This window comes from Streptomyces sp. NPDC050263 (assembly GCF_040655955.1).
Taxonomy (GTDB): domain Bacteria; phylum Actinomycetota; class Actinomycetes; order Streptomycetales; family Streptomycetaceae; genus Streptomyces.
In genome coordinates this window covers 1-25,407 of record NZ_JBFAKW010000135.1, presented here as the reverse complement: position 1 = coordinate 25,407, position 25,407 = coordinate 1, and the positions used below count along the sequence as shown (strand labels likewise).

Here is a 25,407-nt window from a genome sequence, read left to right as displayed (position 1 = left end):
GTCGCCCGGGAGCAGGAGTACGAACTGCAGTCGGATACGATGACACTCGCCGCATAACATCACGAACTGGTGTCCACTTCTCGGGGGGAACCCCCCACACGGGGGATGACCATGCGTACTGCGCACAAGAACTGGAAGACCTACGCCCTGGGAGCCGCGGCCCTCACCGCCCTCCTCTCCGCCACGGCCTGTGAGCCGGACGGCACGAACAACGGCACGGGCGCCGTCACCCCGTCCGCCACCCCGAGCGCGACCGTCTCCACCCGGCCCGGCGGCGGGGGCACGACCCCGAGCGCGACCGTCTCCACCCGACCCGGCGGTGGCACCGCAACGGTCGGCAGCTCGCAGGACTCGGGCGGCGGCTCGGGGAACTCCGGCGGGTCGAGCAGCACCGTCGACGAGAGCGCCACCGCCTGCAGCGACGCGAACATCTCGGTCGCCGCGACGCTCTACCCACATGACTCGGCCCGGCACCTCCTCCTCACGGCCACCAACACCGGCGACAAGGAATGCACTCTCTACCGCTACCCGATCGTCCGCTTCGACAACGGTCGCGAGGATCAGGTCGGCCCGATGGAGTCCGAGATGAAGGCAGTCAAGATCGGGCCGGGCAAGAAGGCGTACGCGGGCATGCTCCTCTTCCGTACCGGCGCGCCGACCGAGGCCGTGGAGACGATGACCGTCAGCCTCCAGGGCCGCGTCTCCAACGCCGATCCGGACAGCGGGCCGATCGAGGTCCCGCTGCCCGACGAGGCCGACTTCCTGAACATCGACGACAACCCCGCGGTCTCGTACTGGAACGTCAGCCGTGAGACGGCCGAGAACTACATGTTCAAGGCCGCCGGCGGCAACTGACCCTCGCCCGAAGACCGCTCCCGGCCTCCCACAGGTCGCAGCGACCACGGCTTGCAGCTTGCGGCTTGCGGCTCAACCCCAGACCTTGCTCAACCTATCGATATTCGATAGATTCCCATCGCGATTCGATGGAAGGGTGGGCGATGGGAAAGCTGACCGTAGGTGCGCTGCGCGCCGTGCTCGTGGTGGTACTCGCCGGCACCGTGTTCGTACAGGCATTGATGGTGTGGGTGTTGGTCAGCGGGAGCGACCCGGAGGACGGGTCGCTCCCGCTGACCCCGCTGCGCGTGGTCACGATCCTGGGCATGGTGTCGGTCCAGGTCGCCCTGGTCTGCGTATGGCGGCTGGTGACGATGGTGCGACGCGGAACCGTGTTCTCCCACGCCGCCTTCCGGTACGTGGACGGCGTGATCGGCGCGATCGTGGCCGCTGCCCTCGTGTGGTTCACGGTCACGGCCCTCAATGCGCCGGGCCAGCGGGACGACCCGGGCGTCACCGTCATCATGGGCGGGGTCGGCTTGGCCGTCCTGGGGGTCGCGCTCATCGTGCTCGTGCTGCGGATGCTGCTCGCCCAGGCCGTCGCGCGCGACGTCGAAGCGGCGCAGATGCAGGCCGAGTTGAACGAGGTGATCTGATGCCGATCGCCGTCGACATCGACGTGATGCTGGCCAGGCGGAAGATGTCCGTGGGCGAGCTCGCGGACCGCATAGGGATCACGCCCGCCAACCTGGCGGTACTCAAGAACGGCCGCGCCAAGGCGGTGCGCTTCGCGACCCTCGCCGCGCTCTGCGAGGTGCTCGAGTGCCAGCCGGGCGACCTGCTGCGCTGGGAGGCCGAGGACGCCGCAGGCGGATGACGTGCCCCTGGGACGGTCGTGAAAACGCCCGGCACCACCGGCCCGCGACACGGCACGTGGAGCGCATGGACGTGGATCGCCGATCACCCGCAGCCACCGTCCCGACCCCGTGGGCGGATTCCGGTCGACCCGCACCGCACCGCCCTGGTCGACGATCGCGACCTGCTGAAAGGTGGAAGCCCTGGGGCAGGAGGGGCCCTACGTCCAGCTCGGATCGTACGACGGCGGCAGGGAGTGGGACGCGGCCACGGCGTACGCGAACGCACGCAGCCGCGTGAGGTGCCTTGAAGAGCGACGGCAACCGATCCTGACCTGGCATCAGCGCTGTGACCTGCCGATTCCAGGTTTTCCGCAGGCAGGACCATCATGCCGATCCAGAAGGGCGCCGCCGTCCCCCGTCACACCACAACCGGCGTTCCCGACGCCCAGGTCACCGTCCACCCCGTCACCACGGACGACGGACTCGGCCTCCAACCGACCCGTTTCCGCCGGGCGGAGTGCGACGACGGCATCGCCCGGACACACCGGGGCGGGCGGGCGCCTCCCGCAGGCTCAGCCCTCGGCCCGCGGCACCACCAGACCCGATTCGTAGGCCGCCACCACTGCTTGGGTGCGGTCGCGCAGCCCCAGCTTGGCCAGGACGCGGCTCACATGCGTCTTCACGGTCTCCTCGCTGACGTGCAGCCGGGCTCCGATCTCCGGGTTGGACAAGCCCCGGGCGACCAGCTTGAGCACCTCCGTCTCGCGGGGGGTGAGTCCGGGCAGCCCCGTGGGCAGCGGCGGGGACTTGGGCCGGTGTCTGGCGAACTCCTCGATGAGCCGCCGCGTCACCGTGGGCGCCAGCAGGGCCTCGCCGGCGGCGACCACCCGCACCGCGTCGAAGAGCCGCTCGGCGGTGACGTCCTTCAGCAGAAAGCCACTGGCTCCCGCGGCCAGGGCGTCGTACACGTGCTCGTCCAGGTCGAAGGTGGTGAGGATGAGGACGCGCGGTCCGCCGCCGTCCGCGGTGAGGTGCGAGGTCGCCTCGATACCGTCCATGCCGGGCATGCGGACGTCCATCAGCACCACGTCCGGGCTGTGCTCGGCGCAGACGCGGACCGCCTCGGCGCCGTCGCGGGCCACGGCCACGACCGTGAAGTCCGGCTGGGTGCCGAGGAGTCCGGCGAAGCCGGCCCGTACCACCTCGTGGTCGTCGGCGACGACGATGCGGGTCTGTGCAGGGCTCACCGGGTGTCCTCCGTGGTGGCGGGCAGGGTGGCCTCGACCAGGAAACCGCCGCCCGGCGCGGGCCCGCAGCGCAGCCGGCCGCCGACGGTCGCGGCGCGCTCGCGCATGCCGAGCAGGCCGTGGCCGGAGCAGCCCGAGGCCGGCGTCCGGCGGTCGGAGCCGAGGCCGGAGCCGAGGCCGAGGCCATTGTCGCGGATGCGCAGGTCGAGGGAGTCGCCCGTGTAGTGCAGTTCGACGTCGACGGCCGCGCCGGGGGCGTGCCGACGGGCGTTGGTCAGCGCCTCCTGAACGATGCGGTACGCCGTGAGTTCGACGCCGGGGTCGAGCGGGGCGACCGGGCCGCTCACGATGAGCCGGGTGGAGGCCCGGCCGGCGTCGCGGGTCTCGTCGAGCAGCTCGTTGAGCTGGGTGAGGCCGGGCTGCGGGCGGCGGGCCCCGGCCGGGGTGCCCGCGTCCTCCCGCAACACGCCGAGCAGTCGGCGCATTTCGGTGAGCGCGGCGCGGGCCGTGTCGCCGATGTCCAGCAACCGTTTGGCCCCGGCCTCGGGCAGATCGGGGGTGGTGAGGCGGGCGGTCTCCGCCTGTACGGAGATCATCGAGATGTGATGCGCGACGACGTCGTGCAGCTCGCGGGCGATCCGGGCCCGCTCGCCGCGCGCGGCGTGCTCCAGCAGCGTTTCGGCGATGGCGCGCTCGGTGGCGCTCTGCGCCAGTGCCTCGCTGCGGGCGCGGCGGCCGATCGCGGCGGCGGCCACCGCCGCACCGCACGTGGCCAGCAGGATCGCGGGGACGCGGATGCCGGCGAGGTCGGGATTGGCGAGCGCCGCCACCACGTAGGGCACCACCAGCAGCAGCGGAAGGAGGCGGGCCCCGGACCGGCCGAGCAGATAGAGGACGAGCAGCTGTGCCGCGGCCCCGCCGAGGGTCAGCGCCTGATAGCCGGTCAGGGCCAGCACGCTCAGGCCGGTTACGCCGACGGCCGCCACCACGACGTTGGTGCGCACCAGCGCGAACGGCGTGGTGGTGCCCAGCGCCAACAGCAGCGCGAGCGGAAGCTCGGTGTGCACGCTGTCCGCGCGGACGATCATCTCGAGCGACGCGAGCAGCGCGAGCACGGACGCGGCCGTCGCGGAGGTCTCGGGGGCGGAGTCCATCGCCACGCCGAACCGGCGTGCCAGACGGCCGCCCGACCGGATGCCCCGGGGCGGCCGCCCGGCCGGGGTCGTGCGCTCAAGTCCCGTGCTCACGACGACCATTGTCGCGGCGTCGGCCTCCGCCCGCGTCCCTCTGCGGACGTTCCGTACGTCCCTCGTGTGGGGGACGACGGGCGCTGCCCGTCCCCCACGCCAGGGACGGCGAAGTGTGCTCTGCCGCGTGACGACCGCGGCGGCCGCCGCTGTCTAGCCTTCGTCGTCATGGAAGCAACGATCCAAGTGCAGGAACTGCGGAAACAGTTCGGGCAGACCGTCGCCGTGGACGATCTGTCCTTCACCGTGGAGCCCGGCCAGGTCACCGGCTTCGTCGGGCCCAACGGCGCGGGCAAGTCCACCACCATGCGCGTCCTGCTCGGCCTGGACTCGGCCGACGCGGGCCGCGCGCTGATAGCGGGCAGGGCATACGCCGCACTGCGCCATCCGCTGACCGAGGTCGGCGCGCTGCTGGACGCCGCCGCCGTGCACCCCTCCCGGCGCGGCCGCGACCATCTGCTGTGGCTGGCCCAGACGCACGGACTGCCGGCCCGGCGGGTCGACGAGCTGCTGGAGGTGGTCGGGCTCGCTTCGGTGGGGCGCAAACGGGCGGGCGGCTACTCGCTCGGCATGCGGCAGCGGCTGGGAATCGCCGCCGCGCTGCTGGGCGATCCGCCGGTGCTGCTCTTCGACGAGCCGGTCAACGGCCTCGATCCGGAGGGCATCCGCTGGATCCGCGGCTTTCTGCGGGCGCTGGCGCGCGAGGGGCGGGCCGTTCTGGTCTCCAGTCATCTGATGAGCGAGCTGGAGGACTCCGCCGACCATCTGATAGTGATCGGCCGGGGCCGGCTCATCACCGACACCTCCGTGGCCGAGCTGCTGGCCACGGCCTCCGGCGACCGGGTGGCGCTGCGCACCAGCGCCCGTACCGAGGCCATGGCGGTGCTGGCCCGCGAGGGGGCCACCGTCGCCGCCAACGGGAAGGAGAGCCTGTCCGTCACCGGGCTGCCCGCGGAGCGGATCACCGCACTGCTGGCCGCGGGCGGCGTGCCGTTCTCCGAGGTCAGCGCGCACCGCGCAACGCTGGAGGAGGCGTACATGGAGCTCACCAGGGATGCCGCTCAGTTCCGGGCCTCGGCCGTCGAGGAGGACGTGCGGTGACCGCGCCGGTGAAGACACCCCCGTACCGCTCTCAGCTGACCTCTGCCCGGAACGGCTTCGGGCAGCTGCTGCACGCGGAATGGACCAAACTGCGCACCGTGCCCCGCTGGGGCCTGGTGCTGCTCTCCGCGATGACGCTGACCGTGCTCATCTCCGTGCTGGCGGTCTCGGGAAGTTCGGTCCAGGGCGGCGGACCGGCCATGACCGTCGGCCCCGACGGCACGGCCGTCAAGGACACTATGGAGCTCGTCCACCAGCAGTTGCCCGGCGACGGCAGCATCACCGCCCGGGTCTCCGGGTTGAAGAGCCTCAAGGCCTCCGCGCCCGACGGCGGACGGGCGGGCGGGCCGCCCGCGGTGAACACCGGCAAGACCCCGGGCTGGACCAAGGCGGGCGTCGTCATCAAGGCGAACACCAAGGCCGGCAGCAGTTACGTCGCGGTGATCAAGACGTACGGCCATGGCGTACGCATGCAGTGGGACTACGTGCACGACGTCGCAGGCAACGCCGTCCCGCCGGAGGAGGACCGCTGGTTGCGGCTGGTGCGCAAGGGCGACGTCCTGACCGGCTACGAGTCGGCGGACGGCAGGGACTGGCGCCAGGTCGGTTCGGTCCGGCTCGCGGGACTCACCGGCACCGTCGAGGCCGGGGTGTTCACGGCCGCCGCGCCGAACACCAAAGTGGAGCGCCGGTTCGGCGGCACCTCGGTCGCCGAGGGGCCGGGTCGGGCCACCGCGCACTTCGACGAGCCGACGGTGGAGGGCGGCAGGGCCGGCTGGCAGCAGACCGTGATCGGCGCGCCCGGCACGGCGGACGGGAACCCGGCCGCGAACCCGGCCGCGAACCCGGCCGCGGACCTCGCCTCCGGCTCCTTCGACCTGGAGGGCTCCGGGGACGTCGCGCCCCTGCAGACGAACAACGACATCACCAGGCAGACTCTCAGCGGGGCGATGATCGGGCTGATCCCGTTCTCCGCGCTGGGCGTGCTGTTCATCACCGCCGAGTTCCGGCGCGGCATGATCCGCACCACGCTGACCGCCGGCCCGCGCCGGGGACGGGTGCTGACCGCCAAGGCGATCGTGCTGGGCGGGGTGACCTTCGTGGCCGGACTGATCGCGACCGTGCTCTCCTTCATGATCGGCGAGCCCATCATGCGGCGCAACGGGCACAAGCCTCCCTCGTGGCCCGATCCGGCGCTCACCGACGGCCCGGTGCTGCGCGCCGTCATCGGCACCGCCGCGCTGCTCGCCGTCGTCAGCGTCCTCGCCCTGGCCCTGGGCGCGCTGCTGCGCCGTACCGCGGCGGCCATCACGCTCATCGTGGTGGTACTGGTGCTGCCGCAGATCCTGATCAGCGGGTTGCCCCTGGGCGCGGCACACGCTCTGATGCGGGCCACACCGCTGGCCGGCTTCGCGATCCAGGACACGATCACGCGCTACGACCAGGCGTCGGCGATCTGCCTGCCCGAAGAGGGCTGCTATCCACAGGGACCCTGGTCGGGCTTCGCGGTGCTGTGCGCGTATGCGGCGGTGGCGCTGGGGCTGGCGATCTGGCGCTTGCGCCGGCGGGACGTGTGATCCTCATGCGAGCGATGCGGGCCGAGTGGACGAAACTGCGCACGCTGCCGAGCAGTTGGTGGCTGCTGGCGGCTGTGATCGCGGTGACGGTGGCGGTCGGGGGCGCGGCAGCGGCGGCGGTGACGACGGACCACTGCTACCCCACGCCTGCCGACTGCCAGGAGGACACGGTGAAGCTCAGTCTCACCGGCGTGTGGGCCGGGCAGGCGGCGGTGGCGGTCCTCGGGGCTCTCGCGATGAGCGGCGAGTACGGCACGGGCACCATCGGAGCGGCGCTGACCGCGGTGCCCCGGCGCGGGCGGCTGCTCACCGCGAAGGCATCGGTGGTCGGCGCGCTGGCGCTGGCCGCGGGCGCCCTCGGTGTGCTCGGCTCGCTGCTCGTCGCCCGTCTGGTGCTCCCCGGCAACGGATTCACCGCCGAGACCGGCTATCCGCCACCGTCATTGACGGACGGGCCGACGCTGCGGGCCGCGGTGGGGTCGATGGTCTACCTCGGGCTGATCGCACTGTTGGCGCTGGGCGTCGCGGCGCTGGTCCGGGACACGGCGGGGGCGATCACGACGGTACTGGCGCTGCTGTACGCGTTCCCGGTGCTGGTCGAGCTGGTCTCCAGCGGGAAGTGGCGCGAGCGGCTGCAGGAGTGGGGGCCGGTCTCCGCCGGGATGGCCGTCCAGGCGACCAGGAATCTGGACAGGCTGCCGATCGGGCCCTGGCCCGGGCTGGGGGTACTCGCCGCGTACGCGGCGGCCGCGCTGCTGGCCGGCGGACTGGCATTCCGGTTCCGGGACGCCTGAGCAGCGCCTCGGCGTCACCTTGTTCCGCACCGGCCGGTTCGTCGCTCACCAGGACGGACCCGACCGACGCCGACGCCTCTGGCGCGTCCATCACGTTCACGAGCAGCCCGCCGCGAACGCGGAGTACACGGTCGACGCACGATCAGGCTCCAGGGCGCGCTCCCGGCCGTCGCCGGGAACGGAACTTTCCAAACATTCACGCAGATGAAGGTGGTGGTTTTCGAAGTCGCCTGAGACCGTTCCGCCTATCCCGCTCGCGTCGGCGGGCCGAGGCATCGCATCCCTGAGGAGGACCGTGACTACTCCCATCGACCCTGTCCCCGCGACCCCTACCGGACGGGCCTGGATCTGGTACGAGCCGCACCAGGACGACCTCGCCCTCTGGTTCCCGCAGGGCGCCGCACATCATGCGCTGGCCGGCCGCGACACGCACATCGTGTCCGCCTCGGACGGCTCCACCTCCGCAGTCCGCGCAGCCCTCAACGGGCAGGAAGAGAACGGCTGGTGGGGCTCGTACCACTACCCCCTCCGCGAGGGCATACCGGCGCCCCTGACTCCTGGCCAGTTCGCGGCGGCCCGGGACCGCGAACTCCTTCAGGCGGCCGTGCAGTTGGGCGTCCGCTCCGCGAATGTGCACCTGGAGTCGGGGGTCCGCGGTTCGACGATCACCGTAGGACAGGCGGAAGCGCTCATCCGCCGCTACGAGGCCCTCCACCCGGGGGCCGGGCACTACACGATGCACTGGCTGGACGTCGATCCGACGCACGCCGCGCTCGGCCAGGCCCTGCGGAACCTGGCGCTGCGCGAGCCGAGCACCTTCACGGACTGCCGGTGGGTGATACGGAGTTCCCAGGTCGGGACGGTACCGGGCGCGGTCGAGTACGTGGTGCCCGCCGCCCTCAAGACACAGACGTTCCACATGGCCCGCGCGGCCGCGAAGTCCTTCGGGGCGTGGGCTCCGCCCGAGAGGTACGCGATCGGCCAGCACAGCGTGCCCACCGATTTCGCGGCGGTCGGCTCCGGCCGCAGCGAATGGATCGTCAAGACCCCCTGACGCCACCCGCCCCCGTCAAGCCCCGAGCCATCGGCCCGGGGCTTTCGTCGTGTCTGGAGGCCCCCTGGCCCTGTCCCGCGCCGCGTTCGTGAACCTGCTGAGATCTGGACGCGAGGTGGTCAGCCGTCGGCGCGGACGAAGACGGGCTCGAGGTGTTTCTCGGGCAGTGCGTCAGGGAGTTGTTCCCGGTCGAGGAGGTGGGAGACGACCCGTGCGGGGTCGACGGCGGCCACCGTGTTCGTCAGCCACGCCGACCCGGACCTCTACTTCGGCGCCGAGGTGATCGCCGACGCCTTCCCCGACGCGACGTTCGTCGCCACCCCGATCGTCATCGAGCACATCCGGCACTCGTACGAGGGCAAGCTCAAGGCCTGGGAGGCCCTCGGCCCCAACCTCCCCACCCGCCTGGTCGACCTGACCCCGCTGACCGGCGACCTCACCTTCGAAGGCCACCGCTTCCAGCTCAAGGGCGGCCCGGCCGGCCTGCCCGACCGCCACTACCTCTGGCAGGCCGAGCACCGCGCGCTCCTCGGCGGCGTCCTGCTCTTCCAGCAGGAGCACGTCTGGGTCGCCGACACCCCCACCCCGGGCGACCGCGCGTCCTGGGTCGACCTCCTGGATGAAATGGCCGCCCTGAAGCCGGAGTTGGTCGTCCCCGGCCACCGCCTGCCCGACACCGCCGCCGACGCCTCCGCCATCACCGCCACCCGCGACTACCTGCTCGCCTTCGAGGAGGAACTCGGCAAGGCGGCCGACGGCGCCGTGCTGACCGAGGCACTGGTCGACCGCTACCCCGACAACGGGATGCTGATCGCCGCCCAGATCGGTGCGAAGGTCGCCAAGGGTGAGATGAAGGGGGGCTGAACATGGCCGAGTTCGCCGAATCCACGGCGCCCGCGGATGTCGTACGCCGCCAGTACCTGGCCTCCGCCGCGGGCGACCTCGAAGCCCTCCGCGCCACCCTTGCCCCCGACGTGGAGTGGACGGAGATGGCCGGCTTCCCCCCTCGCCGGCGCCTACCGCACCCCCGACGGGGTCACGTCCAACGTGATGGAGAAGCTCGTCCAGGACCGGGACGACTGGACCGCCCACGACGACGCCTACGTCGTCGACGGCGAGAACGTCGTCGTACTGGCCCGCTACACCGCCGTCAACAAGTCCACCGCCAAGTCGATCGACGTCCGCGTCGCGCACCACTTCGTCGTACGCGGTGGACTCATCGTGCGCTTCGAACAGTTCGTCGACACCGCACTCGTGCGCGACGCCATGACCCACTGAGCATGCCCGCGGCGGGGCACGCCTCGAGGGGCCGGCCCTTGCTGCTCAGTCGGCCGCCCTGCGCCGGGAGAGCCGTCCCTCCTCGACGTCGAGCCCCAGCTCGTCGTGTTCCGCGTCGAGAAGGATCAGCTTGTCGTGGTCGGAGGTACCCGGCTCGGCGAAGAACACGACGAACCGCTGCTTCTGGCTGTGCTCCAGCGGCATCGACTCGTAGCCGAGGTGGAGATCGCCGACGTCGGGGTGGTGGAAGGTCTTGGGGTCCGGGGCGTGCGGTTTGACGTCGAAGCGGTTCCACAGGTCGGCGAAGTCCGGGCTCTTCGCCAGGAGTTCACCGACCAGGTCGGCCAGGTCCGGGGCGTCCGGTTCGGTGCCGGCCAGGGCACGCAGCCGGCCGACGCAGGCACGGGCCTGCTCGTCCCAGTCGTCGAGTACGTCGCGGGCGAGGGGGTGGAGGAAGGCGTAGCGGGCGAAGTTCCGTCGCGGCGGCGGCCAGTCGGCCAGGCCGGCGAAGAGCCGGAGCGCGCCGGGGTTGAAGGCGAGCAGGTCCAGGGTGCGGCCGACGACATAGGCCGCGTTCGGACGCACGGACTCAAGGAGCACCCTCAACTGTGGTCTCACAGTGTGGCCGGGTGCGGGTGGCGCTTCGGAGGCGTAGGCGGCACGGGAAGCGAGCTCGCGCAGGTGCCTGTGCTCGGACGCGTCGAGGAGCAGGGCGCGGGCGAGGGCGTCGACGACCGTGGGTCCGGGCCGGGTCTCCTTGCCGCGTTCCAGGCGTACGTAGTAGTCGATGCTGATCCCGGCGAGCGTGGCCAGCTCCTCGCGGCGCAAGCCCGGGGTGCGGCGAAGGCCGGCGCCAGCCGTGAGGCCGACCTGTTCGGGTGCGGTCTGTGTGCGGCGGGCACGCAGGAACCGGCCCAGCTCGGCACCGCCGTCGCTGCTCTGCTCAGATGCCATGCCCTTCAGTGTCACACCGCTCTGACCTGCGTGGCAGGGATGTGGGGGGCCCTGTCACTGCCCCGCTCGCCACCCCCTGGCACGGCTCGGCCTGCCACCGGTGGCGAAAGAGCGCGAAGGTGAATTCTGGCGGGCTTCACACCGGTCGTGCATGGACCTCCCGCCCGTGTTCGAGCGTCGGCCGGCATCCGGCCCGTGCTCCACACTCGCATCCCGCTTGAAAGGCAACCCGCATGCAGAGCGTCACCCTGAACAACGGTGTCGAAATGCCGATCCTCGGCTTCGGCGTCTTCCAGATCCCGGCGGAGCAGACCGAACAGGCCGTCACCGAGGCCCTCGCGGCCGGCTACCGGCTGCTCGACACGGCCTCTTCCTATGGGAACGAGGAGGCCGTCGGCCGCGCCGTCAAGAACAGCGGCGTACCGCGCGAAGACCTGTTCGTCACCACCAAGCTGTACGTCCAGGACGCACCCGCCGAGGAGAACACCGAGCGGGCGTTCGAGACGTCGCTGGCCAAGCTCGGCCTGGACCACGTCGACCTGTACCTGATGCACCAGCCCTACGGCGATGTGTACGGCCAGTGGCGTGCCATGGAGGCGCTGAACCGACAGGGCCGGGCCAAGGCGATCGGCGTCGCCAACTTCTACCCGGACCGGCTCCTCGATCTGATCATCAACAACGAGATCACCCCGGCGGTCGACCAGATCGAGACCCACCCGTTCTTCCAGCGCGCCGACTACCAGGAGCTGATGCGCGAGCACGGGGTCCAGATCCAGTCCTGGGGCGGGTTCGCCGAGGGCAAGAACGACCTGTTCACCAATCCGCTGCTGAGCGAGATCGGCGAGAAGCACGGCAAGTCCGTGGCCCAGGTGGTGCTGCGCTGGCTGGTCCAGCGGGGCGTTGTCGCGATTCCCAAGTCGGTCCGGCCCGAGCGCATGGCGGAGAACCTCGACGTCTTCGGCTTCGAGCTCACCGACGAACAGATGTCGGCCGTCGCCACCCTGGACACCGGCGGCTCGCTGTTCTTCGACCACCGCGACCCGGCGATGGTCCGGTGGCTCAGCGCTCGACGCGTGGACGGCTGAGTCAGAACGCACACGTGCTCGGTCGGTGTGGGGCTCTGCCGCTCATGGCATCCCCTCGCACCGCCCCCTCGTCCGGCGCGCCGGACGAGCAGGCTGATCGCCCCGTCCATTGCCAGCAGAGGGTCTCCCTCGGCGGCGCCCTCTCCGTACCCGCGATGACCGTACTGATGCCGGAGAGCGTGCGGCCGGAGCAGGCGGGCCTGGCCAGTGGACCGCACGGGCCAAGGCCACCCCCGAGGAGCGTGTCTCAGTAACCGTTGGCCGGCCTGGGGCCTGACCGGCGGAATCGGTCAGGGTCGCCCGGCCTGTGGCGTGGGGCCGACGGCGGGTCGGTCGGTCCGGGATCGCGGCCCGCCGAGGCCGGGGCGGCCCGGTTGGTCAGCCGGTCGCCGCGGCGAGGCCCGCGGTTCCGACGTGTCGGAAGATCTTGCGGAGCCTGTCGCACATCAACCCTTGCCCTTGCCCTTGCCCTTGCCCTTGCCCTTGCGGGGCTTACTGTCCATGGTTTCGCCATCACTGTCCGACGCCGTATCCCATCCTTGATCCGTTCCCGCGACATCCGTGTGGTCACCCTTCATGTCCTTGAGGGTTTTGCGGTCGACGCCCGCCGCGAGCCTGCGGCTCCGGTTCATCTTCAGACCCTTGAGGGATTTACCCAGCCAGTCCTGCACGTCTTTATCGGTCTGGTCCAACAGATTGGCGAGCGTCACCAATCCACCGCTGGCGGTCTGCCAATAGCCGCCTGGGTTCGGATTGAATGCGATGTTCATCTTGCCGACATCCACGGCGTACTTGAGGGTGGCGTAACACGTTGTACAGGGGCGCTTCTTCCCGAAGATGTGCGCCGGAGTCTTCGTTTGGGACTGCTGGAGGGCGATGACAAGCTTTTGCTCGGCATGGAAGTCGAACCCACTCTCCAGGAGCAGGATCCTGCCCTTGATGCTTCCGCCGGCTATGCGCGCAGCCGCACCAGCGGTGTCGACCAACTGGACGCGACTTGACGACGAATCTGTCAGAAATTTGTAGAGCAATTCCTCCGCACCCTTACGTGCGTCGCGTCCGCCGTCCGCCAACTGGCCGAACTTTGCTGCTATACCCTGGGATCGTACGTCTTTTTCCCATTCAGTCAGAAGGATTTTCTGAAAGTCCGCCAATTTATCCTTCACCACGCTGTGCACATTCCGCATCGTTTCATCGAGGTTGGCTGCCACGAGGATTCCTCCGCCGACGTACATGGACTCGACTTCGGCCTCATTCTCCAGCTCGTCCTTCCATGTCTTTTTCGCGTACAAGTAGAGTTGAGTAGACAGATGGCGCAGCGCTTGCGCATCCGCAGCCGCCTTGAACGATCTCGCCCCTCTGAGCGTGACCGCGTCTGTCCAGGAGCCCTTGCCGAAAGTCGTGGGGTTGAAATTGTGCTTGGCCATGGCTTCTTTGACTCCGCGTTTGGTGGACCTCGGCTTTCTCAAGCACTGGACAGCCAGCCGACGCTTCGCCGACCCGTCGACAGCGCGTTGCGTCACGCTTTCCCCGCCCCGTCCCGGAGCCCGCGTCATCTGTGCGGCCATGGCCGATGCCGCCCGCCCGACGGGTCCGCCCGGGACCGTGTGACCGTGCGACGGACCGCGGGCCTGTTCCGCGCTACGCAACTGTTGCCGAACGACGGCGGCGTTGCCGATGGCGCGCTGCAGCGCCTGCATCGCCCCGGGGGTGAGCGGAACATCGGGCCGCGCGGCCCGGACGGCGTGCGCCGGGAACCAGTGTGCGGCTTTCGGTGCACGGTCCCTTTCCAAGGTCTGCGCCGACTCGTCGTGTTGGTGCACCCGTATCCCCTCTGGTCGTCCGAAGGACTGGATCGCGAAGCGGCCCATTGTCGGTGTCCGCCAGGTGCCGGAGAACGGCTGATCGGGCACGCCGGAGGGAAAGCCCGCACCACTGATACGGCGGCTGTGGACGGCCGCCGCTGGGCTTTCCGTGTCTCGTACGGGTGCCGACGACGCGCGTACGACCGGCCCGCGTCGGTGCGTCACAACTCATTCGCCAAGGACACGACTGCTGAAGGAACGCATGGCACGCAAGCTGCGGACCAAGCCCGGCCGGTCCGCTTACGCCCGCCGCAAGGCCATCGTCGAACCCGACTTCGGCCAGATCATGACCTGCCACAACGGCCGCCGGCTCCTTCTGCGCGGCGAAGACGGGGGCGCGGGGCGAATGGCGGCTGCCTGCCGCCTGCCGCCTGCCACAACCTCAGCAAGATCTTCCGACACGCCGGAACCGCGGGCCTCGCCACGGCGACCGGCTGACCAACCGGGCCGCCCCAGCCTCGGCGGGCCGCGATCCCGGCCCGACCGACCCGCCGTCGGCCCCACGCCACAGGCCGGGCGACCCTGACCGATCCCGCCGGTCAGGCCCCAGGCCGGCCAACGAACCCCAGACCGGCTCACGGTTACTGAGACACGCTCCTGGCCCCCTCCGATGGCCTCAGGCGGCGTCCACGACGTCCGGCCGCGGCCCGAACCCACGCCGACAGCGTGGATGGGAGATCGGCCACTCCGCAGCTTCCTCGACCGTTCGGAGACGGGATCCGTCGATCCGTCAGGCCGAGCAGACCGCGCCCGCCCCGGTGAAGAGCTTCGCCGGGGCTCCTGCGTCAGGACATCGACGCCGTGTCGACCGGGTTGACCTCGGACTACAGTTCCGACGTGGTGTCAGCGGTCACGCCTTTCCGTTCACATGAACAGCGGGACGACCGGCGGCCATGGGTAGCCCAGTTGCTCGGCATCATGCGAACCTCCCCAGACCTCGGCGGTGGCACGGGGGTCGCCTGCGGTCAGCCGCGCTCCCGAACAATGGCGATTCGACTGGGAGCAGTCCTACACGCGCGACCAACGGCTGGACCTGCTGCCCACCACCGGCGGCCTCATCCAACTCGGCGGAGCGCGGCCGACGCGTGGGCGACCAACTCGGCCGGGAGTTGCCGGGCCGGTGCCGGTGCCGGTGACGATACAGACGGGGGTGGGTGCTTCATCAGCGCGGTGCGCGTAGGCAGGACGCTCTGGGGAGGAGTCGTCCCCGTGTGTGATCCGGATTGGTGTCACTCGTCACGAAAATCTTGCGTGAACCTTGAAAGTCCCCATGCGCTGCTCAGGAGGTCCCCAGAGCCGCTCACCGTCGTTCCCCATGCCAATGGGGGCGCTGGCCAGCAGCGGAGCGTGCTCGTCCGGACTCGCCCGCGCGTGGGCCCGTACCTGGGCGGACGGTGTTCTTGAACCGCGCTCCGCATGGAACGTGGGGGGGGGACCTATGCCTCTCGTACGGCATTCAGGCAGCGGGTGCCCTGGGTGCGCAGAGCGTCGGCGAGTTCGGGTGGGGCGTGGGTGAGGGTGAAGTCGGCGTCGACCGAGGTGATCATCCACGCGAGGTCGCGGGGGCTGCCGGCGCCCAGGTGCAGCAGACAGCTGTGGTCGTCAACGGGTTCGATGACACCCATGCCGGGCCAGACGCGGTCGGTTACCGCTGCGGCGGGCTCGTGCAGGGTGACGGTGGCCTGGAAGGGCCACGTCTGCGACGACAGCTGGTGGGCCAGATAGGTGGCCACGTCGCCGTCGGGGAGTTCGCGCGGGGTGAACTGTGGGCCGGTCGGAGTGCGTGGGGTGAGCCGGTCGACGCGGAAGGTGCGCCAGTCGGTGCGGTCGGTGTCCCAGGCGACCAGGTACCAGTGGCGCCCGAAGCTGACCAGGCTGTGCGGCTCGACCGAGCGGATGCTCGGGCCGCGGCGGGGGCTGGTGTAGTCGAAGCGCAGCCGCTCACGTCGGCGGCATGCCTCGGCAATGGCCATGAGGGTGTCCGCGCAGACCTTGGGGGCCGGGACGGCGCCGGCACGGACGGTAGCGGTGTGCAGGGTGTTCACCCGGTGCCGCAGCCGGGATGGCAGCACCTGCTCCAGCTTGGTGAGTGCGCGCAGGGAGGACGCCTCGATCCCGGTGACAAAATAAGCCCCCGTCCCCTGGTGGCGTCCCCCGGTACGGGTTTGTTCGTGCTGTATGAGATATGCGGATGGGGGCGGGCTGACCGCTGCGGGGCGGCAGCGTCGGGAAGCCGTACGGCGGCAGGCGGCCGAGCACCTCGCCCGCGAGCATGAACACCTCTCCCCACCCCCGACCGACACGGCTACCGCCTCACGGCCTGATCCGCGACCTTCCCTCAGCGAGAGCTGCACCCGACCCGCGTCCACTCCCAGGGGTCAACGTCTGGTCGACATCAGTGCGGCGGCTGTCCGGCTCCCGTGCGGAGTGGGCCCTATTCCTCGGCCGTGACGAACATGGCCGGGTCCGGAAGCACAACGGGCAGCACCTGCTCGGCCCAGATGGTCTTGCCGTTGGACGACTGGCGGGTTCCCCAGCCCTGGGTGAGCTGGGCGACGAGCAGGAGCCCGCGGCCTCCCTCGTCGAACAGTCGCGCACGGCGCAGGTGCGGGGCTGTGTTGCTGGCATCCGAAACCTCGCAGATCAGCGTACGGTCGTGGATGAGGCGCAGTTGAATGGGCGGTTCGGCATACCTGATGGCATTGGTGACCAGCTCGCTGACCACCAGTTCGGTGGTGAAGACCGTCTCGTACAGTCCCCACTCGGCCAGTTGGACGGACACGTCCTTGCGCGCCTGGGCCACCGATCTGGGGTCGGCCTCTATGTCCCAGGTGGCCACCTGCCCGGCGTGGAGTGCCTTGGGGCGGGCGATCAACAAGGCGATGTCGTCCTGTGGGCGATCGGTCAACAGGGCCGCGAGCACCGCGTCGCACACCTCGTCCAGGGACTGGGCAGGTCGGGTGAGCGCCTGGCGCAGAATGCCGAGGCCGTCGTCGATGTCACGGTCACGGGCCTCGACGAGTCCATCGGTGTAGAGGACCAGCAGGCTGCCCTCGGCCAGCTCCACTTCGGCCGATTCGAAGGGGAGGCCTCCCAGGCCGAGCGGCGGGCCGGCCGGGAGACCGAGAAGCTCGGCGGTTCCCTCGGGCGTGACCGTGAAGGGAAGCGGATGACCCGCACGGGCCAGGGTGCAACGGCGGGAGACCGGGTCGTAGACCGCATAGAGGCACGTGGCCCCGACGTCACCAGCGGTTTCTGCGGCTGCGGCCGTGGCTGTGGCTGCGGCCGTGGCTGTGGCTGTGGCTGTGGCGCCAGAATCGGGATCGGCGTCGTACACGTCGTCAGCGAGGTGGGTGACCAGGTCGTCGAGATGGGTCAGCAGTTCGTCGGGAGGGAGATCCACATCGGCCAGGGTGCGCACCGCCGTACGGAGGCGGCCCATCGTCGCGGACGCCTGGATCCCGTGGCCGACCACATCACCGACCACCAGCGCCACCCGGGCTCCGGAGAGCGGGATGACGTCGAACCAGTCACCGCCCACGCCGGCCTGTGCGCCGGCGGGCAGATAACGGGACGCGACCTCGACCGCCGCCTGCCGGGGCAACCGTCGTGGCAGAAGGCTTCGCTGCAGGGTGAGCGCGGTACTCCGCTCCCGGGTGTAGCGGCGGGCGTTGTCGATGCAGACCGCGGCGCGTGCCGTGATCTCTTCCGCCAGTAGCAGGTCGTCAGGGTCGAACGCTTCCTGGAACCGGCGGCGTCCGAAGACCGTCACTCCCAGAGTCACGCCACGGGCCCGCATGGGCACCGCCATCAAGTGGAGTTTGAAGCGTTGCACGGCGCCGTGCGGCGCGTCCTGTGTCTGCCACCGGCCTTCGGTGGAGTCGGACTCCGCCACCGTCAGCGAGACGGTCCGCCCGGTCGACAGGCACTCGGCCTGCGGCGAATCCTCCGAGTATGTTTCCAGGTCGTCGACGACGAGGGGGATCTCGGGGCAGCTTTCGGTGGCAGAGGCCTTGGCGATGTGACGGAGAGTTACCATCCCGACACGTTCCGTCCGCGCGGGTGAGGTCGGCTCACCGCCGTTCTCGCGCGGGCTGAGCATGTCGACGCTGACGAAGTCCGCGAGCCCCCGGATGGCCACGTCGGCGAGTTCCTGTGCGGTACGCACGACGTCGAGGGTGCTGCCGATATTGGCACTGGCCTCGTTGAGCAGTTGGAGCCGCTGCCGCGCCCAGTACTGCCGGGACTCGTCGTGCGCGGCGAGACATACGGCCTTCACCTGGCCGTCCTCCGCTCGCAGCGGGACGATGGACACAGCCCACGCCTGCTGGCGACTCCGGCCCGGCGTCGGGAGGAAGTTCTCCCGATGCTGTGGTTCGCCGGTCTCCAGCACCTCACGTATGGCCTTGTCGGTCTCCTCGATGTGGGGGTGAAGGATGATCTCCGACACACGCAACCCACGCATGTCCTCCTGCGCGAGCCCGAGCGCCTGTTCCATGTCCGCATTCGCCCGCTGCAGACGCCTGCCGCTGTCGTAGATCGCGGCAGCGCACGGCCCCTGGAGGAAGGCCTGCTCCATCAACGGTTCCCCGTCGTACGGGGAACCGGCCTCGCCCATGACAGGTGATACGACCAGCCACTCGCCATGCCCCAGGCCGTCGAACGACCGGCGATGGACCAGCAACCTTGCTTCCACACCCCGGCCGTCGCGATGCCGCAGCGGGACCGTACCGTGCCAACGGAGCTGGCCCAGGAACGATCTCAGTGTCGATTCGGAAATGGACTCCGCCAGCAGGAGAGTGGCTGCCCGCCCCACGATCTCTGCGGCTGAGAAGCCCAGAAAACGCTGGGCTTCCTCGCTCCAGCCCGTCACGACGCCCCGTTCATCGATGACAGCTGAGGCGGTGTAATCGAGGGTCGTGTCGCGCTCCATGGTGCGTGTCCCTTCGTACGAAGGAGTCCCCGGAGCCCGGCCAGCAGGAGACTCGCGGGCGAGCTCCACAGACCCATGGTGCGCTTTCAACCACCGCCGCGTCCAACAACCTCGTCAGGAATCGGCGGCCGAGAGGTCACTCCGGCAGTGCCACCCCTCCTCACAGGTGGCATGGTCGGGTCTCTACCGAGGTGGCGTCGCCTCCTCCACCCCCACGGTAGAGACCGACCATGCCACCATCACCAGGAACGGCGTTCTCCCAGCTCAGCCCGCCCCCGAGGAGAGCTACACCTTCCACGATCATGCGGGCTCACCAGCACGCGGCCGGTGCCCGAAAAAAACAGCCGTAGGACACCGAGAACCTCCGCGATCCGCACACGTCCCGACGCAACTCATGAAACGGACATCAGCTCGCGTACCACCCATCCTCTGAGTACAGAGCCGTTTCGCCGTCACACCGGCCGGTCCCAGCGTCGCCTTCCACGGCCAGGGGACCCGAACTGCACCGCACAATGCCGACCCCTTCCCGCCCACGGGCAGCGTCGACGCACCGGACAGAGCGACCACTTCCGTTTCCCCGCGTCCTGTCAGCGTCCCGAATCAGGCTTCCCAGTCACCCGCAGAGGCCGCCTCCAGCGACTCACCAGGCGACGAGCCAAGACATCTGTGCAGGTCAGAACAGTTCTGGCTCTCGCTGGCGGCAACGCTACGGAAACTCACGAGCAGCGGATTCAGTTCGTTCAGGCAACGTTGACGATCCGGCACTCAAAAAAGAACGTTTCCGCAGGTCAGAAGCCTGCACAGGTGGGGCGGGTGGGACTCGAACCCACGGCCGACGGATTATGAGTCCTTTGAGGATCTTGGCGGTCCTTGCCGATCAACGCTCATCCTTGGCGTTTTCGCAGGTCAGGTGTAGTTATCCATGCGGGTGCTTCTCAGCCTGTGCCAGTCGGTTCCTGTCCTTGCGGCCTCAACTCGGCCTCAATGAGGCCCGACAGGATCGCGCCGAAGAGACAGAGAAACGATCGCACCAGCTCAAGGACGGGAATCGAACCCGCGCGCAGCGGAGTGCCTTATCGACGCGATGATGCTCCACCCCAGGCACCGGGGTGGAGCATCATCCCTGACGTCAAGAGGCGATCCTGTCCGCCGGACTGCGCATGGACCTGGGCCGCAGCCCGTCGATCGGATCAGCCGAGGACGTAGCTCTCATCACCGAAGTCAGCGACGATCTTCAGCTTGCCACCGAGCGCCTTGACGTAGGCAGCGAGGGTGTCGACCTCACTGCGCTCCAGTTGGCCCTTCTCGATGCGTGAGACGCGGGCCTGGGTGACGCCCATGGCTTCGGCAACCTGGACCTGTGTGGTGTGCTGCCGCTTCCGCAACTCAGCGAGGCGGTGCACACGGGAAGCCAGGACCATCGCCTGCGCCCCCTTCTGGATCTGGTCCTTTTCGGCATCGGTGAAGGCGAAATCCTCGGCCAGATCTCCCCAGGAGACGGCCTGCAGGTCCTTGAGGTGATCAGTCATCGTGCCCCGTCCTCTCCATCGATTCGCTTCAGATGCTCCGCGTACGCCTGCTCCGCCTGGGGTACCGCGACGCGGTACCAGCCGGACCAGTTACCCGCCTTGTCACCGCCGACCAGAATCACGGCCTGGCGGTCCGGGTCGAACACGAACAGCAACCGCACTTCCGTGGCCCCTGCCGAGCCGGGGCGGAGCTCCTTGAGGTTCGGCAGCACCGAGCCCTTGATCGTGTCCACCAGAGGCCGGCCCAGCGCGGGACCTTCCTCCTGAAGGGCAGTGACAGCCTGGCTGACCTGAATCAGGGTGTCGCGGTCAGTACGGCGCAGACCGTGAAGCCACGAGAGAGCCGGCTCGACCACGACGATCTTCCAAGCCATGCGCACGTCCCCCATCTGCAATTATTACACTGGCAGCATACACCACTGACGTCATAATGGGAGGGGCTGCGGTCCTCGCAATCAACCTGCCGCCTCGACAGCGGGCATGTCACTACGGGGGGAGACCGCACGCTTCAGGCTCTACGTGGTTTTGGCGGGACGGCGCGAAGGCCACTGAGAAGGTTCAGCGCGGCTGGAGACCGTGCAGCAGGAGATGCACCAGGTCCTCGATGCCGTCGAGCGCCGCCTTCGGGTCGGCCGTGTTCTGGGTCGCGAACGCGGCGGTGCCGTGCAGGGCGGCGCCCACGGCGAGCGTGAGACGGGCGGGGTCCCCCGCCACTTCTCAAACGTCGCCGTCATTTCATCGACACCGGCAGCGCCACGGGCTTTGTCATGCTGGCGAACGCCACAGTTGCTGTTGTGCACGAGGACCGGAGTGGCGCCCGCCAACACATAGTACGTGTGCTGGCAGGGTCGCCGTCAGCTGCAACTTCGCTGGTCAGGCTCCGACTTGACAGCCGTTCCGCGTCCGTGCATGTGTACTGAAGTCCGCCGGTGTTGCCGTCACTACTGCCGTCGACGGTCTAGACCACTTAGGGAATTCTCGGAATTTGAGATCCCCGTCAAGCGGCTTCGTCGTGCGGAGTGAGACTGATGCTCAAGTCAGCTCCAAGGGCACGGGCCAGGCGGCGCAGCATCGGAAGGGTGGGCACCGTTCCGCCGGCTTCGAAGCGGGAGATCTGCGGCTGTTTCATCCCGCACCGCTCAGCCAGCTCGGCCTGGGACAGCCCGAGCTCGGTGCGCCGGTCGTGGACGAGTCTGCCCAGCTCGCGGGCGAGCGCTGTGGAGGCGTCATGCATGGCTCCTCCCGGGTTCAGGCGGCCGGGGTGACGATGGTGACAGTGGGCTCATCCCCAGGGGCGAGGTGCATGTCGACGGTGAGGTCCAGGGCCCGGGCCAGTCGCATGATGACAGCGATGGGCGGCAGTTCGGTGGCGGTCTCGATGCCTTCGATCTCGTCGGTGGTGGTGTGCAGGCGCTCGGCCAGGTCGGCCTCGCTCAGACCGAGTTGCTTGCGCCGGTCGTAGACGGCTTTGCCCAGCGTCATGGCCAGGCTGGCCTCTTCGTAGACGCGGTCATACTCGGGGTCGGCGTCGAGGTGTTCACCGACCAGCTGGCGGTGGCGGCGGGTCCTCCATTCGCTGTGGTTCATCGGTTCTCCTTGAGGTCGCGGCTGTAGAGGTCGTGTTCGGTGGCTGCCTGGTGCTCGGCTTCGCACAGCCGTTGAGCGGCGTGCGCGCGGTCCACTTCGGCCTGCTCGCGCATCTTGGTCTTGCGGAACACGGTGAGCAGCACAACGCGACGGTCGGGTGCGAGCCAGTAGGTAATGCGCTGGTGAGCATCGCCGAGGCGGAATCGCAGCTCGCGGAGCTTGCCGCCCAGGTGGCGGGAGTGCGGTTCGTCGAGCGTGGTGGGCTGCTCGGCAAGCAGGTCGGCGACGCGTTCGGCCTGCTTGTAGTGATGGGCGGGAATGTTCTCCAGCCACAGTCGCACCTCCGGCTCGATCTCGATCGAGTACCGCTCGCCGTCCATAGCACCGATGATATATGGCACGGGATACGAGAGCGCGACTTCGTAGCTCAGGTCGTGTGCCGTCGCCGCGACCACAGCCACTCCAGCGTCGCACAACCCAATACTCCCCCCTTCGTCCTGCTGCCACGGCGCCGCCGCAAACCAGCGGCAACCGGCCGAGGCGGCGCAGGGCCAGCTTCTTTCGACAGGATCGGGCCCGAGCGGAGAGGCAGCGTACGGCCGGGCCGGTGCGTCGCCCAGTCTGGCGACGCGGGGGCCGGGGCGGGAAGGGTCGGCCTCCGGGTGGCCGGGAGCTTCGCTCCCCTGCCGGAGACGACGCTGGCCACCGCCCTCGGTGCGCCCGGCGACGGACGTGAGGGTCGGCCCCCTGGTCGGCCCTGTGCCTGCGATCCGGCCGTAGGACGGTCGTAGGCGACAACTTGCTGCGCGACGCGCAAGGACTCCACGCCCGTAACTTGCCCCCGGCGGCACCGGGTTGAGCCCCACTCGCGTCCAGGACCGGCAGCCTGCTGGCACTCGATACGAGCGTCGGCTGCTTGCCCGTCGGCGGGTCGGTCGGCGATGTTCGGCCGGTTCAGACGGGCGGGTGCCGCCTTGAACCTCGTGAAGAAAATCTGAACGCACCGCCCTGACCAGCGTCCCGGCACGACGGGTCAGCGGCCCCGCTCGCCGCCACCCGACTCCAGGGCCTCGACGCGGCCACGAAGGTCGGCAATCTGTCGAACGGCGTCGGCCAGAGCCAGTTCCAGCGCCTCGACGCGGGCCGTTGTCCCACCGATGGACATGGTCGTGTCCGGGCTGTCGAGGTCATCAGCGTTGTCGGCGGCGTGGTCGTAGTAGGCGACGAAGGCTCCCTTGCCGGGGCGGGAGACCGCCCATCCCTCCTGCTTCAGCAGGGCCATGGCCTTCTGCACGGTCAGGCTCGCCGCCCCGAACTCCCGCATCAGCACGGCCTGCGTCGGCAGCGCGTCTCCCGGCTGCAGCCTGCCGGAGCGGATCCGCTCGCGCAGGGTCTCGGCGATGACCTCGAACGTCAGCTGCACCCCGCTGCCCGCCGACCTGCGCCCGCGCCGCCCCACCACCACGCCGGTCACCCCCGCTTTCCACGCCCTCTACCAGCAAAATCCGGCCCGTCCAAACCGGGAAGCCGGACCCACACTACCCGCGTCCCACCACCCACAAGAAAGGAATCAGGAGGGGTGCACTTGAATGCGCCCGTGAGGCGATGTTAACGTCACGCACCCGCCGGTGATCACCACCCGCCCAGGCCGACCAGGCCCGCCCGGCCCCGGCCCCCGCGCCCAACTTCCAGGCGCCTCCGTTCCCCTGTGAGCCGATCACTTCGGCCTGCCCACGCCACCCCGCGCCGTACCGCTTCCGCGCTCCCGCCGAAAGGCCCCTTTCCGCATGCCCGCACAGCTCCCACTCCCGTACCCCGCGACCGTTCCAGCCACCTCGCTCCCCTCGTCGGCGTTCACCACGCCGACCTGCCCGGCGAACGTCACCACATCGGCGGCAGGGCGGTCGGCGCTGGAGCGCCGCACCAGGCTCACCGCCAAGCTGGCGAAGCTCGCCGCCACCGGCCACCTCGCACCCCTCGCACGACAGATCACTTCCCTCGGCGGCTGCGCGCACCCGATCCGCCTGACCGGACACCGCACCCACCTCGACACCGCCACCGGCGAGATCCACGACCACTTCGACTCCGGCCACCTCCCGGCGGGCGAACTGCTGGTCCGCTGCGGCAACCGCCGCGCCACCCGCTGCCCCACCTGCTCCACCGTCTACCGCTACGACACCTACCAACTCATCGCCGCCGGACTACGCGGCGGCAAAACTGTCCCCACCAGCGTCGCCGCACACCCCCGCGTGTTCGCCACCCTCACCGCCCCCGGCTTCGGGCCCGTCCACAATCGGCCCGACACCGGTCGCTGCCACTGCGGCCAGGTCCACTCCGACGACGACCGGCTGTTGGGCACCCCGCTCGACCCCGACCGCTACGACTACACGGGCGCGGTCTTGTGGAACGCGCACGCCCCGGCTTTGTGGGCACGCTTCACCACCCACCTGCGTCGCGAGATCGCCAAGGCCGCCGGGCTCACGCAACGGTCCCTGCGGCACCACGCCACCCTCTCCTACGCCAAGGTCGCCGAGTACCAAAAACGCGGCCAGGTCCACTTCCACGCCGTCATCCGCATCGACGGACCCAGCGGCCCCGCCAGCCTGCCGTCCGCCTGGGCCAGCACCCAGCTCCTCGACCACGCCGTCCGCGCCGCCGCCACACGCACCCTCATAGTGCATGAAGGCCAGCCACAGCAGCCCGCCGGGCACGCGCCCGGCGTCCGGGAGTCCGGCCAGGGCAATCGGCCGGTGTTCCGGTTCGGTCGGCAGATCGACGTCCGCGCGATCCGCAGCACCGACTTCACCGGCGACGGCCCCGTCACCGACCGGCACGTAGCCGCCTACATCGCCAAGTACGCCACCAAGGGCGCCGAGACCACCACCGGCACCCTCGACCGCCGACTCCGCCTCCTCGCCGAACTCGCCACCCACGACATCACCGACCACGCCCGCCGCATGATCCACACCGCCTGGCACCTCGCCACCCGCCCCCAGCACACCCACCTCCGCCTACGCCAATGGGCCCACATGCTCGGCTTCCGAGGCCACTTCTCCACCCGCACCCGCCACTACTCCACCACCCTCGCCCACCTCCGAGCCGAACGTACCGCCTGGCGAACCGGCCGACCCGACACCCAGACCCCAACCCCAGCGTCGGGGGAGATGCAGGCCGGCCAGACAGGCGGCAGTCCGGTCGGTGACCGCGCCGAGCACTCCACTGACCTGGCCGCGGGTCACCCCACAGGTCACCGTCCCGGTCCCCGCGATATCGCCGGTCAGCGCGTGGACTCGGACACGACGCTGGTCATCTCCCACTGGCAGTACGCCGGTACCGGCCTCCTGCCCGAACTCGAACACCTCGCTGACCTCCTAGTGCCGCGGCAGGCAACGTTTGCCCGTCAAGGAGCGGCGTCCGGTGCGTGCTCTCGGCGTGCCGGCCGGAAGTCCTCGTACTGGACGTACT

The 25,407-nt window shown here is 69.7% G+C and carries 21 protein-coding genes and 6 pseudogenes; 13 read left to right on the top strand and 14 right to left on the bottom strand.

Going from position 1 to position 25,407, the window contains the following annotated elements:
• Positions 1-111: 111 nt before the first annotated feature.
• The 3 genes from AB0J04_RS38275 (at position 112) to AB0J04_RS38265 (ending at position 1,711) form a co-directional block, all read left to right on the top strand.
• The gene (locus AB0J04_RS38275) at positions 112-855 is read left to right on the top strand and encodes a DUF4232 domain-containing protein (RefSeq protein WP_363173244.1); all 744 of its coding nucleotides are present in this window, start codon (positions 112-114) and stop codon (positions 853-855) included.
• Positions 856-998: 143 nt separating this feature from the next.
• Positions 999-1,490 carry a DUF2975 domain-containing protein gene (locus AB0J04_RS38270; protein WP_363173243.1) on the top strand — a complete coding sequence of 164 codons (492 nt, stop codon included), beginning with the start codon at positions 999-1,001 and terminating at the stop codon, positions 1,488-1,490.
• On the top strand, positions 1,490-1,711 hold the full coding sequence (locus AB0J04_RS38265) for a helix-turn-helix transcriptional regulator (RefSeq protein WP_351912903.1): 222 nt from the start codon (positions 1,490-1,492) through the stop codon (positions 1,709-1,711). The genes AB0J04_RS38270 and AB0J04_RS38265 overlap by 1 nt, the downstream gene beginning before the upstream one ends.
• Before the next feature lie 552 nt (positions 1,712-2,263).
• Here the strand turns inward: AB0J04_RS38265 and AB0J04_RS38260 are convergent.
• Both AB0J04_RS38260 and AB0J04_RS38255 read right to left on the bottom strand, forming a co-directional pair.
• On the bottom strand, positions 2,264-2,938 hold the full coding sequence (locus AB0J04_RS38260; protein WP_363173242.1) for a response regulator transcription factor: 675 nt from the start codon (positions 2,936-2,938) through the stop codon (positions 2,264-2,266).
• Positions 2,935-4,185 carry a sensor histidine kinase gene (locus AB0J04_RS38255; protein ID WP_363173241.1) on the bottom strand — a complete coding sequence of 417 codons (1,251 nt, stop codon included), beginning with the start codon at positions 4,183-4,185 and terminating at the stop codon, positions 2,935-2,937. The genes AB0J04_RS38260 and AB0J04_RS38255 overlap by 4 nt, the downstream gene beginning before the upstream one ends.
• A 168-nt stretch (positions 4,186-4,353) precedes the next feature.
• On the opposite strand from AB0J04_RS38255, the gene AB0J04_RS38250 reads away from it, so the two are divergent.
• The 4 genes from AB0J04_RS38250 to AB0J04_RS38235 all read left to right on the top strand — a co-directional run bounded on the left by AB0J04_RS38250 (position 4,354) and on the right by AB0J04_RS38235 (position 8,711).
• Positions 4,354-5,286, top strand: coding sequence for an ATP-binding cassette domain-containing protein (locus AB0J04_RS38250; RefSeq protein WP_363173239.1), 933 nt, complete (start codon positions 4,354-4,356; stop codon positions 5,284-5,286).
• Complete coding sequence (locus AB0J04_RS38245) at positions 5,283-6,863, top strand: ABC transporter permease subunit (RefSeq protein WP_363173238.1); 1,581 nt, start codon at positions 5,283-5,285, stop codon at positions 6,861-6,863. Before AB0J04_RS38250 ends, AB0J04_RS38245 begins: the two co-directional genes overlap by 4 nt.
• A gap of 5 nt (positions 6,864-6,868) precedes the next feature.
• Positions 6,869-7,657 carry an ABC transporter permease gene (locus AB0J04_RS38240; RefSeq protein ID WP_363173236.1) on the top strand — a complete coding sequence of 263 codons (789 nt, stop codon included), beginning with the start codon at positions 6,869-6,871 and terminating at the stop codon, positions 7,655-7,657.
• A gap of 295 nt (positions 7,658-7,952) precedes the next feature.
• Positions 7,953-8,711: a PIG-L family deacetylase gene (locus AB0J04_RS38235; RefSeq protein WP_363173235.1), complete on the top strand. Its 759-nt coding sequence runs from the start codon at positions 7,953-7,955 to the stop codon at positions 8,709-8,711.
• A gap of 119 nt (positions 8,712-8,830) precedes the next feature.
• On the opposite strand, the pseudogene AB0J04_RS38230 reads toward AB0J04_RS38235, so the two are convergent.
• A pseudogene (locus AB0J04_RS38230) lies at positions 8,831-8,935 on the bottom strand (dehydrogenase); the annotation flags it as partial.
• Positions 8,936-8,942: 7 nt separating this feature from the next.
• Here AB0J04_RS38230 and AB0J04_RS38225 point away from each other — a divergent pair.
• Both AB0J04_RS38225 and AB0J04_RS38220 read left to right on the top strand, forming a co-directional pair.
• Positions 8,943-9,575: pseudogene (locus AB0J04_RS38225) on the top strand (MBL fold metallo-hydrolase); the annotation flags it as partial.
• A gap of 2 nt (positions 9,576-9,577) precedes the next feature.
• Positions 9,578-9,989, top strand: a pseudogene (locus tag AB0J04_RS38220) (nuclear transport factor 2 family protein).
• A gap of 45 nt (positions 9,990-10,034) precedes the next feature.
• Here AB0J04_RS38220 and AB0J04_RS38215 read toward each other — a convergent pair.
• On the bottom strand, positions 10,035-10,943 hold the full coding sequence (locus AB0J04_RS38215; RefSeq protein WP_363173234.1) for a helix-turn-helix transcriptional regulator: 909 nt from the start codon (positions 10,941-10,943) through the stop codon (positions 10,035-10,037).
• 233 nt (positions 10,944-11,176) lie between these two features.
• On the opposite strand from AB0J04_RS38215, the gene AB0J04_RS38210 reads away from it, so the two are divergent.
• Positions 11,177-12,028, top strand: coding sequence for an aldo/keto reductase (locus AB0J04_RS38210; RefSeq protein WP_363173233.1), 852 nt, complete (start codon positions 11,177-11,179; stop codon positions 12,026-12,028).
• 446 nt (positions 12,029-12,474) lie between these two features.
• Here the strand turns inward: AB0J04_RS38210 and AB0J04_RS38205 are convergent, their stop codons facing one another.
• A complete protein-coding gene (locus AB0J04_RS38205; protein WP_363173232.1) occupies positions 12,475-13,941 on the bottom strand; it encodes a hypothetical protein in 1,467 nt (488 codons plus the stop codon).
• Between the two features lie 142 nt (positions 13,942-14,083).
• Between AB0J04_RS38205 and AB0J04_RS38200 the strand changes: the two are divergent.
• Both AB0J04_RS38200 and AB0J04_RS38195 read left to right on the top strand, forming a co-directional pair.
• A pseudogene (locus AB0J04_RS38200) lies at positions 14,084-14,331 on the top strand (transposase); the annotation flags it as partial.
• Between the two features lie 535 nt (positions 14,332-14,866).
• Positions 14,867-15,073, top strand: a pseudogene (locus tag AB0J04_RS38195) (hypothetical protein); the annotation flags it as partial.
• 256 nt (positions 15,074-15,329) lie between these two features.
• Here the strand turns inward: AB0J04_RS38195 and AB0J04_RS38190 are convergent.
• The 9 genes and pseudogenes from AB0J04_RS38190 to AB0J04_RS38150 all read right to left on the bottom strand — a co-directional run bounded on the left by AB0J04_RS38190 (position 15,330) and on the right by AB0J04_RS38150 (position 23,416).
• The gene (locus AB0J04_RS38190) at positions 15,330-15,965 is read right to left on the bottom strand and encodes a WYL domain-containing protein (protein ID WP_363173231.1); all 636 of its coding nucleotides are present in this window, start codon (positions 15,963-15,965) and stop codon (positions 15,330-15,332) included.
• Positions 15,966-16,327: 362 nt separating this feature from the next.
• Complete coding sequence (locus AB0J04_RS38185; RefSeq protein ID WP_363173230.1) at positions 16,328-18,826, bottom strand: SpoIIE family protein phosphatase; 2,499 nt, start codon at positions 18,824-18,826, stop codon at positions 16,328-16,330.
• A 1,190-nt stretch (positions 18,827-20,016) separates the two neighbouring features.
• The gene (locus AB0J04_RS38180; RefSeq protein WP_363173229.1) at positions 20,017-20,355 is read right to left on the bottom strand and encodes an XRE family transcriptional regulator; all 339 of its coding nucleotides are present in this window, start codon (positions 20,353-20,355) and stop codon (positions 20,017-20,019) included.
• Entirely contained in the window at positions 20,352-20,729 is a 378-nt protein-coding gene (locus AB0J04_RS38175; RefSeq protein ID WP_328771811.1) for a type II toxin-antitoxin system RelE/ParE family toxin, read from the bottom strand. Before AB0J04_RS38175 ends, AB0J04_RS38180 begins: the two co-directional genes overlap by 4 nt.
• A 184-nt stretch (positions 20,730-20,913) precedes the next feature.
• The gene (locus AB0J04_RS38170; protein ID WP_363173228.1) at positions 20,914-21,069 is read right to left on the bottom strand and encodes a hypothetical protein; all 156 of its coding nucleotides are present in this window, start codon (positions 21,067-21,069) and stop codon (positions 20,914-20,916) included.
• Positions 21,070-21,352: 283 nt separating this feature from the next.
• Positions 21,353-21,568 (bottom strand): annotated as a pseudogene (locus AB0J04_RS38165) (helix-turn-helix transcriptional regulator); the annotation flags it as partial.
• Positions 21,569-21,603: 35 nt separating this feature from the next.
• A complete protein-coding gene (locus AB0J04_RS38160) occupies positions 21,604-21,942 on the bottom strand; it encodes a helix-turn-helix transcriptional regulator (protein ID WP_363173227.1) in 339 nt (112 codons plus the stop codon).
• On the bottom strand, positions 21,939-22,322 hold the full coding sequence (locus tag AB0J04_RS38155; RefSeq protein WP_363173245.1) for a type II toxin-antitoxin system RelE/ParE family toxin: 384 nt from the start codon (positions 22,320-22,322) through the stop codon (positions 21,939-21,941). Before AB0J04_RS38155 ends, AB0J04_RS38160 begins: the two co-directional genes overlap by 4 nt.
• A 653-nt stretch (positions 22,323-22,975) precedes the next feature.
• A complete protein-coding gene (locus AB0J04_RS38150; protein ID WP_363173226.1) occupies positions 22,976-23,416 on the bottom strand; it encodes a winged helix-turn-helix domain-containing protein in 441 nt (146 codons plus the stop codon).
• 313 nt (positions 23,417-23,729) lie between these two features.
• Here AB0J04_RS38150 and AB0J04_RS38145 point away from each other — a divergent pair.
• Positions 23,730-25,407 (top strand): replication initiator (locus AB0J04_RS38145; RefSeq protein WP_363173225.1); only part of this gene is annotated, 1,678 nt, incomplete at its 3' end.